This window comes from Desulfogranum japonicum DSM 18378 (genome assembly GCF_000429945.1).
Classification (GTDB): Bacteria; Desulfobacterota; Desulfobulbia; order Desulfobulbales; family Desulfobulbaceae; genus Desulfogranum; species Desulfogranum japonicum.
Genome location: NZ_AUCV01000026.1, coordinates 33,827 through 47,973 on the forward strand (window position 1 = coordinate 33,827; position 14,147 = coordinate 47,973).

General features: G+C 43.5%; 10 protein-coding genes. 4 read left to right on the forward strand and 6 right to left on the reverse strand.

Annotated features, from left to right (window positions below; translation table 11 throughout):
• The 4 genes from nuoL (at position 1) to G493_RS0112530 (ending at position 5,413) form a co-directional block, all read left to right on the forward strand.
• Entirely contained in the window at positions 1–1,911 is a 1,911-nt protein-coding gene (nuoL, locus tag G493_RS0112515; RefSeq protein WP_028580673.1) for an NADH-quinone oxidoreductase subunit L, read from the forward strand.
• A 14-nt stretch (positions 1,912–1,925) separates the two neighbouring features.
• Positions 1,926–3,455 carry a complex I subunit 4 family protein gene (locus tag G493_RS29060; protein ID WP_084813560.1) on the forward strand — a complete coding sequence of 510 codons (1,530 nt, stop codon included), beginning with the start codon at positions 1,926–1,928 and terminating at the stop codon, positions 3,453–3,455.
• 14 nt (positions 3,456–3,469) lie between these two features.
• Positions 3,470–4,888, forward strand: coding sequence for an NADH-quinone oxidoreductase subunit N (locus tag G493_RS29065; RefSeq protein WP_051309270.1), 1,419 nt, complete (start codon positions 3,470–3,472; stop codon positions 4,886–4,888).
• 78 nt (positions 4,889–4,966) lie between these two features.
• A complete protein-coding gene (locus G493_RS0112530; protein WP_028580674.1) occupies positions 4,967–5,413 on the forward strand; it encodes a CBS domain-containing protein in 447 nt (148 codons plus the stop codon).
• Positions 5,414–5,622: 209 nt separating this feature from the next.
• Here G493_RS0112530 and G493_RS0112535 read toward each other — a convergent pair whose 3' ends face one another.
• From G493_RS0112535 to G493_RS0112560, 6 genes are all read right to left on the reverse strand, one after another.
• Positions 5,623–6,084, reverse strand: a complete 462-nt coding sequence (locus tag G493_RS0112535) for a tetratricopeptide repeat protein (protein WP_028580675.1) — start codon at positions 6,082–6,084, stop codon at positions 5,623–5,625.
• 10 nt (positions 6,085–6,094) lie between these two features.
• Positions 6,095–8,404, reverse strand: a complete 2,310-nt coding sequence (mrcB, locus tag G493_RS29070) for a penicillin-binding protein 1B (RefSeq protein ID WP_051309271.1) — start codon at positions 8,402–8,404, stop codon at positions 6,095–6,097.
• Positions 8,405–9,224: 820 nt separating this feature from the next.
• Positions 9,225–10,214, reverse strand: coding sequence for a methylmalonyl Co-A mutase-associated GTPase MeaB (gene meaB / locus G493_RS0112545; RefSeq protein ID WP_028580676.1), 990 nt, complete (start codon positions 10,212–10,214; stop codon positions 9,225–9,227).
• 86 nt (positions 10,215–10,300) lie between these two features.
• Positions 10,301–12,445, reverse strand: coding sequence for a methylmalonyl-CoA mutase (scpA, locus tag G493_RS0112550; RefSeq protein WP_028580677.1), 2,145 nt, complete (start codon positions 12,443–12,445; stop codon positions 10,301–10,303).
• Positions 12,446–12,614: 169 nt separating this feature from the next.
• Positions 12,615–13,019, reverse strand: coding sequence for a methylmalonyl-CoA epimerase (gene mce, locus G493_RS0112555; RefSeq protein WP_028580678.1), 405 nt, complete (start codon positions 13,017–13,019; stop codon positions 12,615–12,617).
• A 293-nt stretch (positions 13,020–13,312) separates the two neighbouring features.
• Complete coding sequence (locus tag G493_RS0112560; protein WP_028580679.1) at positions 13,313–14,107, reverse strand: CoA-transferase subunit beta; 795 nt, start codon at positions 14,105–14,107, stop codon at positions 13,313–13,315.
• Positions 14,108–14,147: the final 40 nt, after the last annotated feature.

A 14,147-nucleotide genomic window follows, 5' to 3' on the forward strand; every position in this document is an offset into this window, starting at 1 on the left:
ATGGAAAACAGTGCTACATATCTCATGTATATACCACTGTTCCCCCTTCTGGGAGCAGTGATCATAGGCCTGATGCATGTTTTTACATGTAAAAGACCAATTTTTGAAAAATTTTACGGTATCATCGCCTGCATTGGACCAATCTTATCATTTGTTCTTGCATTGCGAGTATTTTTCAACCTCAAGGGAATGCCTGAAGAGGGAAGGTATCTGATACAGAAGGCTTTTACCTGGTTTCAAGTGGGTGACCTTGATGTTGCCATGGGGTTTCTGGCAGATCCACTCAGTTCTCTTATGTTGCTGTTTGTGACTTTCATAGGTAGCTTGATCCATATCTATTCCATTGGATACATGGGTGGTGAAAAGAACTATGCCAAATTTTTTGCCTACCTGAACCTCTTTCTCGGTTCCATGCTGGTCCTCGTACTAGGTGATTCCCCAGTAGTAATGTTTGTCGGTTGGGAAGGCGTTGGTCTCTGTTCCTACTTATTAATCAGTTTTTATACCACGGAAACTGAAAACGTTATCGCAGGGAACAAAGCTTTTATCGTCAATAGAATCGGTGATCTCGGGTTTGTCCTTGGCATGAGCTTTCTCTTCTGGGCTATAGGTGCACATGGTTTTGACTACATGGCACTGAAAGCAAATGCTCATCACCTTGCTCCGGGAGTCGCCCTTACTGTATGTCTACTTCTGTTTGTTGGCGCTACAGGTAAATCTGCTCAAATTCCTCTGTATGTCTGGTTACCTGACGCTATGGCAGGCCCAACACCAGTATCTGCACTTATCCATGCCGCAACCATGGTTACTGCTGGTGTTTATATGGTTGCCCGTTTCAGTTTTATATATGCTCATGTACCAGTGGCAGGATCCATTGTCGCGTGGGTAGGTATACTTACTGCGCTGTTGGCTGCTATTTTCGGCATGTTTCAGGATGATATCAAAAAGGTACTCGCCTATTCAACTGTCAGTCAGCTTGGTTATATGTTTGCCGGTGTTGGTGTTGCAGCATATTCCGCTGGTATTTTTCATGTTTTTACACATGCATTTTTCAAAGCATTGCTCTTCCTTGGTGCAGGCGCTGTAATATACGCAATGCACCATCAGCAGAATATATGGAAAATGGGTGGCCTGAAAAAGAAAATGCCTATTACCTATTACACTATGGTTATTGGTGCATTGGCACTCGCAGGGTGCCCTTTCTTTTCAGGATTTTTCAGTAAGGATGAAATCCTTTTCATGGCCCTTGCCAATGGTCATTGGGGTATCTGGCTTGTTGGTGTAGCGGTTGCTGGAATGACCGCTTATTACACCTTTCGAATGATTTTTGTTGTTTTTCATGGTGAACCAAGGGATCAGCATGCGTACGATCATGCCCACGAAGCCCCGTTGGTTATGACCCTTCCTCTTATCATCCTCGCTGTGGGAGCACTGTTTGCCGGTTATCTCAATCTGCCTGCAATTTTTGGCGGCGATCAGGAAGTGACACACTGGTTAGCCCCGGTAGTAGTCGAGCACCATCCGCACGTGAGTAAATTCGTTGAACTCCTTGCGATGTGCGCCAGTATTGTAGCATTCATCATTGGTATCCGTTTAGCTTGGCAGCGTTTTGGCAAAGGTGCAGAAGAACCTACATTTAGTGGTTTCACAGAATTTGCTTACCACAAATTCTATGTTGATGAGTTGTATGATTCCGTTTTTGTCCAACCCTATAAAAGAATCGGCGGAGCAATCCGTAACGCGATTGAACCTAATGTTACCGATGCTCCAATCAAACTTGTTTCTCAATTGTATATGATGGTTGGTCAGGCTTTTAAAGTCTTCCAGGTCGGTTTTGTCCGTGTATATGCCATTTATATGATTGTAGGGCTGAGTGTGATGAGCCTGATACTATCATTTTCGTTGAACTAGAGGTAGGTGGAACAATGTTTGAACATACTCTTTCACTCATGATTTTCCTGCCCATAGCGGCAGGACTGATACTGCTCCTCACGCCGGCTGGCAAAGGTATCGCCCGTGTTACTGGTATTGCCATTTCAATGGCGGCATTAATACTCGGTGTGGATGTCTTTACTAAATTCAAGCCTGTAGGAGAGCTTCAATTTACAGAATTCATTCCCTGGTTCCCCCATGTTGGAATCAATTATTCTCTTGGTGTTGATGGTATCAGCTTGTTTATTCTGCTGGCAGCATCAGTCTTGTTGCCGCTGGTGTTCCTGCTCTTTACCACGAAAGAAAAGGGATATTATGCAAACCTCCTGATAGTACAAGGGGCTATGGCTGGTGCCGTGTGTGCAGCAGACATTATTCTCTTTTATATCTTCTGGGAGATTATGTTGTTGCCTGTTTTCTTCATGCTTGGACTATATGGTGGAGAGAAGAAAATTGCCGCAACCCTCAAAATTACCATCTATACAATAGCAGGTTCCCTGTTGATGCTCGCGGCTATCATCTACTTGGGCGTAGCATATCACAGCCAGTTCGGTGAGTGGAATTTTGCGATCAGTAAATTAACCCAGCTTGACTTAAATGGCGGTGTTGCCACCCTGGCTTTCATTGGATTCATGATAGCCTTTGCAATTAAAATTCCATTGTTTCCTTTTCACACCTGGTTGCCCGATGCATATACGGAAGCGCCTACCGCCACCACTTTTGTTTTGTCTGCTATCATGGCAAAGATAGGCGTTTATGCGGTCATCCGTATGGTTGTACCTGTTTTTGACGAAGACTTCGCAAGGTTTGCCCTGTTACTCTCCTTGTCAGGTGTGTTTGGCATGATGTACTGCGGTATTGCAGCCATTGCCCAGAATGATATTAAGCGTATGTTTGCCTTTTCTTCTGCATCGCATATGGGCATCATTGCACTTGGTGTCTTTACATGTAATGTTCAGGGGCTTACAGGCAGTGTATATCAAATCATTGCTCATGCCACTAGTACCGGTGTTCTGTTTCTTTTCGCCGGAATTATTGAAGACCGTATGCAGACAAGAAAAATCGAAGCACTAGGTGGAATAGCCTACCACGCGCCTGTATTTGCTTTGTATTTTGCCATAGCCTTACTTGCCTCTGTAGGTTTACCCGGTACCTCGGGATTTATAGGTGAGTTCTTGATTATACTTGGAGCAGTCAAGTTCAGTCCTTTCATAGGCATCCTTGCTGGTACCACTTTAATCATTGGTGTGTGCTACATGCTGTGGATGTTCCAGCGTGTATTCTTCGAAAAAGATAACGAACTTACGGTTACTTTTAAAGATCTTACCCTTAAAGAGGGAATTTGTTTTCTGCCCGTAGTTTTGCTTATCATTGTTATGGGGTTGTATCCACAGCCATTTATTGAAAAAATTGAACCAGCAGCACAGATTCAATTGGCACACCTGGCAGATACACAACATGTACAGGTGGCAGATAGTGTTAACGCTCAGGACCATGGGCACCTCCTTGAACTGAATAAATAAGGCTAGGCAGAATCATGAATAACGATTTTCTCTTACTTATGCCAATGTTGCTTGTTGGCATAGGCGGCATCGGTTTGATGATTGCCTCGACTTATGAGAGTATTACTCATGAGCGAATGGCAATCAGCGGGATGGGCTTATTTGGTGTAGCCTTTCTGTTTCAACTTGGCAATACAGTGGCACATCCGACTATTCCCTATGAACAGGTTTTTAACGGCATGTTGGTCGTGAGCGATTTCACTAGAGCAAGTGGAATGATCATACTTGGTTGTGGATTAGCGACCTGCATGAGCGCCTACACTTACTTTAAGCAGAACCCTTTCTGTACCAGCGAGTTTTACAGCCTGATCGCATTTTCCGCATGCGGCATGTTGCTGTTAACCATGGCACAAGAATTGATTTCTGTATTTATTGCCCTTGAGATCATGTCCTTGGCCATTTATATCCTTGTAGGATATAACCGACAGAGCCAAACAGCGACAGAGGCGGTTTTAAAGTACTTGATGCTTGGTGCTTTTGCCGGAGCATTCTTTACCATGGGGGCTGCTCTTATTTACGGAGGGGCTGGATCCACTAAATTTACTGAGATCAGCGCATCTATTTCAGCTAACGGTTATGCAGGTAACGCTGCGCTTATTGGTGGTTCTTTTCTTGTGATTGTAGCCTTTTTGTTTAAAGTTGCTGCATTTCCTTTCCATGCCTGGGTTACGGATGTTTATGAAGGTGCTTCAACTCCAATCACAGGCTTTATGGCAACTGCCCTTAAAACTGCAGTCTTTGCAGTGTTTGCAAATTTTTTAGTTCTGAATAACGGGCTACATGAAGGCTGGATCAATGGTCTGTTTTATATTTCAATTCTTACCATGTTTGTGGGTAACCTTGTAGCGATTGGCCAAGAGTCTCTCAAACGCATGCTGGCAGCTTCTGGTATAGTACATAGTGGTTATCTGTTGATTGCTCTGGTAGCGATAAATACAGAACAGTTTACAGGCGGAGTAATCGCTTACTATCTAGCAGCGTACTCGGTAGGCACATTAGGAATATTTGCGGCTCTTTCCTACCTTGGTGGTGAAGATGAAAAGCGGATGAATTTTGCTGATTTTAAAGGCTTAGCAAAGGTCAGGCCATATTCCGCAGCAGCTATAACTATCTTTCTGCTTTCCATGGCCGGTATTCCACCCACGGCCGGTTTTATGGGTAAATTTTATATTATAACCAGTGCCATTAGTGCAGGGCAGATTGCTTTGGCTGTTTTTGGTATAATTAGCAGTATACTGTCCATGTGGTATTATCTCAGACTCATTGTGAACATGTACTTTCATGATGCTGTGGATACCTTTGAAACAGATACATGCCACAAAATGGCACCTGTGTGCACCATGGTCCTGGCTTTGTGTGTCTTTGCAATTGGACTTTACCCGATTATCATTTAGCCCTATAGTTAAAGAAAGCACAGGGTCCGCTTAATAATACAAAAGGGCATGAACTTTTCGCTGTAAGGAGACTAACGCATGAAAGTTAAAGATATATTGAAGAGTAAAGGAAGTGATGTCTTTACAGTAAGTCAGGAGACAACATTGATGGGCGCGACTGACATTTTCTTTAGCAAGAAAATTGGATCGCTTCTAGTTAATGATGCAAACGGAAATATTGTAGGGATAATAGCTCCCAATGATATCCTTAAAGCTGTTCAGGAAGGTTGTACTGAAGAGAATTGTGCTTTGCAGAAAGTTAGTCAGGTAATGACAAAGGATATCCTTTGTGCCTCTGAGGATGATGATATTGATTATATTCAGGCCATTATGACTGAGAATAGAATCCGTCATATTCCAATAATCCGAGAAGGTAAAATTATTGGGCTGGTTTCGATTGGTGATATCGTAAAAGCCATGATTAAAAACAGAGATGTTGAGAATCATTATCTCAGGGATTATATCGAAGGAAAATATCCAGGTTGAAACTTCATTTTGTTGATAACCATCAAAGCGCCCTCTTGTGAGAGGGCGCTTTTTTTTGAACTCAAGCTTCATCGCCTGAATATATATGCGGGACATTGACGGGAGTGTTTGAACGTGGAAACTCTCCTGATTTGTAAGGTGTGTTACACGCAATGTAAAAAATACGAATGAATTTTATTGGTTAGCACAGTCGGGATACGAAAAATATATTACTGAAGATGATATTGGGATCCGGATATAAGTTCTTTTATATATTTCCGTTCATTATTATTTCGAGCCAGTCTGAGGGCTTTTTTTGAAAGTTGATTACTTTGATGGTAATCACCTTGAAAATATTTTACGCGTGCCAGATCATACCATAACGAACAGTTATTTGGCTGGCTACGAATAGCGCGTTCCAGAAAGGATTCTGCTAAATGATAATTTTTATTCTGCAAAGCTTTGTAAGCCTGTTTTTGGTATCCATTAGGCGAGCCTAATGGCCGCAGCGACGGACTAATCACTGGAGTTTGAGCAGGAGCCGATGGGGTTTGTGGGATTGTATCCCTCAATCTTTTTGAAGTTGAAGGTGTAGGCTCAGGGCGTTGATAATGATGGGGAGCGCACCCGGTCATCAGCAATCCGATAATACATCCTGCAATAAAATATGTGCGGATTTGTTTGAAATGCATATGCTTTTTCCTATTGGAATATTTCGATGAAAGAATTGATCATATTATCAAGGTCTTCCGTGATTGTGTTTTTCTTGTGATGCCGTTGTACCGGTAAGTCACCATTATTAATATAGGGTATTTGTACCATTTGTCTGGAATCTGAAGAGAAGCGAACGGTTTGATAGGTAATACCCTCTGGCGGATGATCAGCCACAGGAGTTGTCGACACCTTTGCAAATATTTTGCCCCAGGCCACCATTGCACCTGATGACCCGGTCAGACCAGTAGACGTATTGTTGTCATTTCCAAGCCAGACCACTCCTACTTTATCTCCACTGTATCCGGCAAACCAACTGTCACGGTTGTCGTTGGTTGTCCCTGTCTTTCCAGCAATATTAAACTTTGTCGGGATAATCTGCTGTAATCTTTTTGCAGTTCCCTGTTTGACCACACGCTGCAGAGCAAACTGCAGTAGCCACATGTCTTCGCTTTTAAATCGCTGTTCAAGGATAATTCCATTATTTTGAATGATGTTATTCTGGTTGTCCAGAACTTCTCGTATTGCCCTTAAAGGAGTATAAAAGCCTCCTGTAGCAATGGTTTGATACATCTGCAAGACGGTTATTGGGGTCATTTCTTCACTTCCAAGAAGTATGGAAGGATAGGGCTGGAATTCCTCTTCGACCCCTAATTTATTTAGAGTGTTTAAGACACTATGCACACCAAGTTGCATACCAAGGTGTACGGTTGCTAAATTAAGTGATTTCTCAAGCCCCTGATAGAGGTAAATCTGACCATGCTCTCGGCCACTATAGTTCTTTGGTTGCCATTGTAAACCCGTTTCAGTATCAGTAATGGTGACGGCTGTGTCGCTGACGGGTGAGGTTAAAGAATAGCCATTTTGCAATGCTGTAAGGTAAACCGCAGGTTTAATTAATGAACCGATTTGTCTTTTGGCGTCTAAACATCGGTTGTAACTCCCTACCGATGGAGATTTTCCACCACTCATTGCAAGTATTTCCCCGGTGTTTCTGTCCGTGATGAGGAAAGCCCCTTCCAGGGAGGGGATGTTATATTGTTGTGTAAGTAGCTGTATTGTAGTTTGAAATGCCTCTGTGGCTGTTCTCTGGGTTGTGGGGTTCAAGGTTGTAAAAATCTGTAACCCATCGTTTGTCAGCTTTTTCCGATCATAGTTGAGTAGGAGCTTGCGCTGTACCAAGTCAATAAAAGATGGAAATGCATTGATGCCTGATATAATTTGTTCATGAAGTACAACTGGCATGTTGCATGCGGTATTGTATTGCTCTTCTGTGATAAGTTTCTTATCACGAGCAACCTTCAAAACGACATCTCGCCGATTCTTTGCTCGTTGTGGGTGGAGTACTGGATTATAGTATGACGGGCCTTTTACCATTCCAACCAACATGGCTATTTGGTCAATGCTCAGTTGTTTAAGATCTTTATTAAAATAATGCTGGCTGGCAAGGGAAAAACCATGTATTGCTCTTTTACCATCCTGTCCCATGAAGATTTCATTGCAATAGGCAACAAGGATATCATGTTTGGTATATTTTTTTTCCAGTAACAACGACATTATCATTTCGTTTAACTTGCGCTTGAATGTACGCTCATTACTTAAAAAATGATTTTTTACCAATTGCTGTGTAAGTGTAGAACCTCCAGCTACAGTTTTTCCAGCTCGGATATTTTGTAACATTGCCCTGCTGATACCTTTAATGGAAATTCCATAGTGATTGTAGAAATTTTGATCTTCAACCGCTAACAATAATTGAAGAAAGATATCTGGAATTTCCTCTCTGCCAATCAAGATCCGATCTTCAAAGTTTTCTGGTAAAAAGCTGCCAATTGTGATTGGGTCGAAACGGAGATAATCTAAAATTTCATGAGTCTCCAAATCCACAATTTCTGCCACTCTTCTTTCCTTTGTAAAGGATATAAGACAATGTTGGCTTTGCTGGTGGCCTTCGAGAAAGGTGAATGGCCTGGTTTTAATTTCTATTTTATTATTTTCTCTATAATAATTTCCTTCTTTGAAAGGAAGGTCGTTGGTGTTGCTGTAGCTTGCAAGCTGTAGCTCATATTCCAACTCGTCAAGAGAGATAGTATTACCCTGTGTTATCTCAAGTGGGCGAGCATACACCCGTGCAGGTATTGCCCAGCGATTCTTCTCAAATGTGTCTGTGATTCGAGTATCGAGATAATGAATGTGATCACGAATATCCGGGTAGACATAAAAAATAGCGGAAATAAGAAAAATAAGAATAAACAGGGCGAACCAACGCCAGGGATGTTTTTTGGGCGTCTTTGATTTTGTCATGTTATCAAATAGATAATGTTGATCAAGTATTGTTGTACATGTCAGGGCATAGTATGCATATACGCAACAGGCAAACCAACTGATTACGAGTGATCAGTATGAATATCTGTATGTACTGATACGTATCTACCAAAGCAAGACCTGCGAATTACATGCAATAAGTAGCCCTGAAATGTTTCATTTGCCTGAAAAGGAAAACGTTATGTCAATGTCGCGTTGTAATAGAGAATTTTTGCTCAAGTTTAGGTGAGGGAAGCTTTCGAGGTTTACTATAAATTTTATCGCAGCCATATGGTTGATATGGGAGCCTATGTTCAGGTGCGAGGATAAAATTTTGAGCATAACACAAAAAGATGAGCAAAAGTCCACTCATGGCAGACATTAGGGGCTCGGAAAATAATGGATATCCAAGAATTGCGTAGGATATCGGTTTGGCAACGTCGTAGCGTCAATGGTTCCATGCGGCCGTATTGTGCCATTGAGGCGACGACGTTACCGAGTTGAGAGACAGGCAAGATTGGATAATTAATTATTTTCGTGACCCTTAACTAAGCACAACAAGTGATATAACACACTCCTTGAAACTTAAAAACATAGTGTTTTAATTATCATGTATAAGCTCATTATGTTCAGTGGAAATTGACCAAGGAGAGTGGCTGTGGATAGCCTTTGATCAGTTGCAGTTCCGAGGTGAGTGCAATCAAGAAGACACAGTTCCAGTGATGAGTTACGACTGTAATCATTGGAGAGAAAATACAAAAAAAGTACATGCTGGAGGTGCATGTACTTTTATGGGGCCATCGGATCAATGAGTTGTGTATTAAAAGAGTAATTCTTTGCCTAAAATTGATACCAGTTCATCTGCAGCACGGGTTGGAGCCATATTGCCTGTCTCAACTCTCTCTTTGATGGTAGGTAAGACTTTCTGTATCTCCTCATGATTATAAAACCATGTTTCCAGGCCTTCTTTGACAAGGAACCACATCCAGGACATTGACTGGTCTCTACGCTTTTCTTCAAGCTCACCGGTGGCAGTCATTATCTTCTTATGCTGAGTAATGGTATCCCATACCTCCGATAAACCTTTCTCTTCCAGGGCGCTACAAGTCATAACAGGTGGAGTCCAGTTTGGTGATGATGGTGTGACAAGATGCAGGGCCGTTTCGTATTGTTTTTTAGCTAGTTTAGCACGGGTGATATTGTCACCGTCAGCTTTGTTGACGACGATTGCGTCAGCAACCTCAAGAACACCTTTTTTAATCCCCTGAAGTTCGTCGCCAGCCCCTGAAATCTGGAGTACCAGAAAGAAGTCTACCATGGAAGCAACAGTGGTTTCAGATTGGCCAACGCCCACTGTCTCTACGATGATGACATCAAAACCTGCGGCTTCACAGATCAGCATGGTCTCCCGTGTTTTCCTTGCTACTCCGCCGAGGCTCCCGCCTGAAGGGGATGGGCGGATAAACGCCATATCATTTACAGCAAGGCGCTCCATACGTGTTTTATCGCCTAAGATGGAGCCACCACTGCGTGTGGAACTGGGATCGATTGCCAGCACAGCAACCCTATATCCCAACCCGGTTAGCATAGTTCCGAAGCTTTCAATAAATGTACTCTTTCCGGCTCCCGGAACTCCGGTAATCCCAAGCCTGACTGCTTTGCCAGTATGAGGCAGTAATTCGCTGATTACCTCCCTGGCAATGTCCTGATGGGTAGACAATTGACTTTCAATGAGAGTAATTGTCCGCGCGAGCATCAGGCGGTTAAAATCGAGTACACCTTGTATGTAATAGCTGGGATCTTTAAACATAGTGGTAGTCTCAAAAAAGGATTAAATAAAGACAGACGGATGAGTTGCCCCATCCGTCTGTATATTCAGCCGAGGATCTTAAAGGCTTATTTGAGGTATTGTGCTTCCAAAAGATCCATGACTTTTCCTGCAGAAGTGGTGATCGGCGTACCTGGGCCGAAAACAGCTTTACAACCAGCATTAAAGAGGAAATCATAATCGCTTGGTGGAATAACGCCACCAGCAACTACGCCGATTTCTCCTGCGCCCTGCTCTTTAAGTTTAGCAATCAACTCAGGTACAAGGGTCTTATGTCCAGCTGCAAGGCTGGAAGCGCCGACGATATGGACATCGTTTTCGATAGCCATTTTCGCAGCTTCATCAGGCGTCTGGAACATGGGGCTGATATCAACATCAAATCCGAGATCAGCAAAAGAAGAGGCTACAACTTTGATACCTCGATCATGTCCATCCTGTCCCATTTTGGTCACAAGAATACGAGGACGACGTCCTGTTTTCTCCAGGAATTCACCTGTACGTTTACGGAAAGACTCAATGATTCCTGCGCTTTCACTGCTAGCCTCGCTGTATTCAGAAGAATAAGCGCCTGAGACACATTGAGTTGTGGCAACGTAGCGTCCAAAAACTTTTTCCATGGCGTCAGAAATTTCTCCAACTGTTGCGCGTGCTTTGGCTGCGGCTATGGCAACTTCCAGCAGGTTGCCATTACCTTCTGCGGCTTTGGTAACAGCCTCAAGGCACGCTTGGGTTTGAGCTTCGTCACGGGTAGAGCGGATTTCTTTAAGCCGATCAATTTGCTCCAAGCGGACTGAATCGGGTACTTCCAGGATATCGAAGTCAAGTTTTTCGTCTTCAAGACGATATTTATTCACACCGACGATAACATCTGAACCTTGGTCAATGCGTGCTTGACGACGGGCAGCAGATTCTTCGATACGCATTTTGGGCATACCGGATTCGATGGCTTTTGCCATACCGCCGATCTCTTCAATCTCATCAATGATTGCTTGAGCTTTCTCAACAATTTGATTGGTAAGATACTCGATGTAGTAAGAGCCGCCAAGAGGATCAGCGACTTTACAAACATGAGATTCTTCCTGAATAATGATCTGGGTGTTACGTGCAATACGTGCGGAGAAGTCTGTAGGCAGACAAACAGCCTCATCATAGCTGTTGGTATGCAGTGACTGGGTGCCGCCAAGAGCTGCTGACATAGCTTCCATGGTTGTACGAATGATGTTATTGTACGGATCCTGCTCTGTCAAACTCCAACCGGATGTCTGGCAATGGGTACGCAGCATGGAAGATTTCGGATTGGATGGATTGAATTGCTGCATCAAGCGGTGCCAGAGAAAACGGGCAGCGCGCAACATGGCGATATCCATGAAAAAGTTCATGCCAATGCCGAAGAAGAAAGAAAGGCGTGGAGCAAAAGTGTCAACACTCATACCTGACGCTATGGCAGCACGGACATATTCAACACCGTCAGCCAGGGTGAAGGCTGTCTGCAGTACAGAATCAGCACCTGCTTCCATGATATGGTAGCCGCTGATACTGATAGTGTTGTATTTTGGCATGTTTTGAGAGCAGAATGCCATGATGTCTGAGACAATTCTCATGGAAGGCTCAGGTGGGTAAATATAGGTATTTCTGGTAAGGTACTCTTTCAAAATGTCGTTCTGGATGGTACCCGTCAATTGCTCCTGCTGAACTCCTGATTCCTCAGCAGCCGCAATCCACATGCCGAGGATAGGAATAACCGCACCGTTCATGGTCATGGATACAGACATTTTGTCCAGAGGAATACCATCAAAGAGGATTTTCATATCCTCTATTGAATCAATGGCAACACCTGCTTTACCGATATCACCGGCAACACGAGGATTGTCAGAATCGTAACCGCGATGGGTGGCAAGGTCGAAAGCAACGGAAAGACCTTTCTGGCCTGCAGCGAGATTACGGCGGTAGAATGCGTTAGACTCCTTGGCTGTGGAGAAACCAGCATACTGTCGAATAGTCCATGGGCGACCGGCGTACATAGTAGCCATGGGTCCGCGAGTATATGGTGCCAGACCAGGATATTGTACTTTGGTCTCTAACCCCTGGATATCATCTTCTGTGTACAGGCATTTCACGTCAATACCTTCTGGAGATTTCCAGGTAAGAATATCGGGTGATTTGCCTTTCATTTGCTTGGTTGCAAGTTCAAGCCATTGTTCTTGTGTTGCCATGTCCTTACTCCTTGTTTAATACGAAGGGTTATTCCCCTATTACATGATGACGTGTTCCATAAAGCTGTAGAGAACATCTCTGATCAGCTTCATGGAACCAATTGTAAATAATTATATTGACCACAATTATTCGTTGCCGCGAACAATTGTGGGGTAACTGCAACTGCTACTAGTTTCTTTCACACAGTTCAACCAGAACGCCACCGGTTGCCTTAGGGTGCAGGAAAGCGATTTTTGCTCCGCCAGCGCCGATACGGGGAGTCTGATCAATAAGTTTAACACCTTTCTCTTTCAGTTCTTCTAGAGCCTCTTCAATATTTGCTACACGAAAAGCAATGTGTTGAAATCCTGCTCCCTTTTTCTCAATGAATTTTGCTACAGGACCATCTGGAGAGGTAGATTCGAGCAATTCCACTTCGCTTTCTCCAACAGGGAAAAAAGCAGTTGTTACTTTTTGTTCTTCTACAGTCTCAGAGCCTTCAAATTCAAGACCAAGTACGTCTGTCCAAAAATTTTTTCCATCTTCAATGGAACCTACAGCAATACCGAGATGATCAATTTTTTCAATTTTCATTGTGTTACTCCTTTCATGAAGCCTAACGGCCAATAGTATAATTTATATCCAGCGTGTGTTTTGTACTTGATCCTTGTATTAAATGAGATGGATGCCATCTCTACTTTGGTCAGTTATCAACTATCTCTTTTATCGGTTACTGTGGACCAAATATTTCCTAACCACAAGTTTTTCCGGTTTACATGCAGCATGAGGTACAACTCTGTTTCAGGTTTTATCTCATCTCAGTCGAACTGGAAAAAGCAGTGTCCCTTTATCAAAAGGGGACACTGCTTGGAATAACGAGGATGAAATTACGCTCGTTTAACAAAAGCCCCGTTTGGATCAATATCTTCGCGAATCATACGTACTTCTTCCTGGGTAGGTGCTGTAAATTCACTGACATTATCTGCTACCAGCAGTTCAAAGCCGGTGTTAGCCTGGATTGATTCAACAGTTTCACCCGGGAACGTATGGATAAGTCTCATACGTTTTGACTCCTCTTCGAAATCAAAAATACCTTTGGTTGTGATAACACGATAAGGGCCTTTCCCCTGCATACCGGCTTTAAAACGGGCATTTGGAGATCCATCAAGGTGGCCGGGGCTGGTTACATATTGCAGTTTTTCACTGAATTTTCTCTTATCATGGGGCACGATGAGGATGGTACGCTCGCAGGATGCAGCCATGTCACTCGCACCACCACTACCTGGTAAACGTACTTTAGGCGTCTGGTAGCCACCAGGAAAATCACCAATCATCGTTGAATTCAGGTTGCCGTACATATCAACCTCAGCTCCCCCGATAAAATCAAAATCTGCAAAACCTCGCTGGGTCATCTCAAAGGCAGCATTGAGACCCTTTGCATAGCAGGCGCCGGTAATGGTTTTTGAATCACCAACAGAGATAGGCAGACCAACTTCCAGAGGGGGACCAACTGCACCCGCCTCAAATACGGGGATAAGGCCTGGGGCATGGGTTCGTTTAGCGAGTAGAGCCGCTACCATGGGTAGGCCGGTTCCTACAAACACTATTTTGTTGTTTTCCAATATTTTTGCACCCGCCACGACGATTATTTCTTGGGCGGTGTAATCCGTTGAAGCTGTCATGATAACTCCTTGTCTTCTATTTTCGATGGGTTCCCGTGTA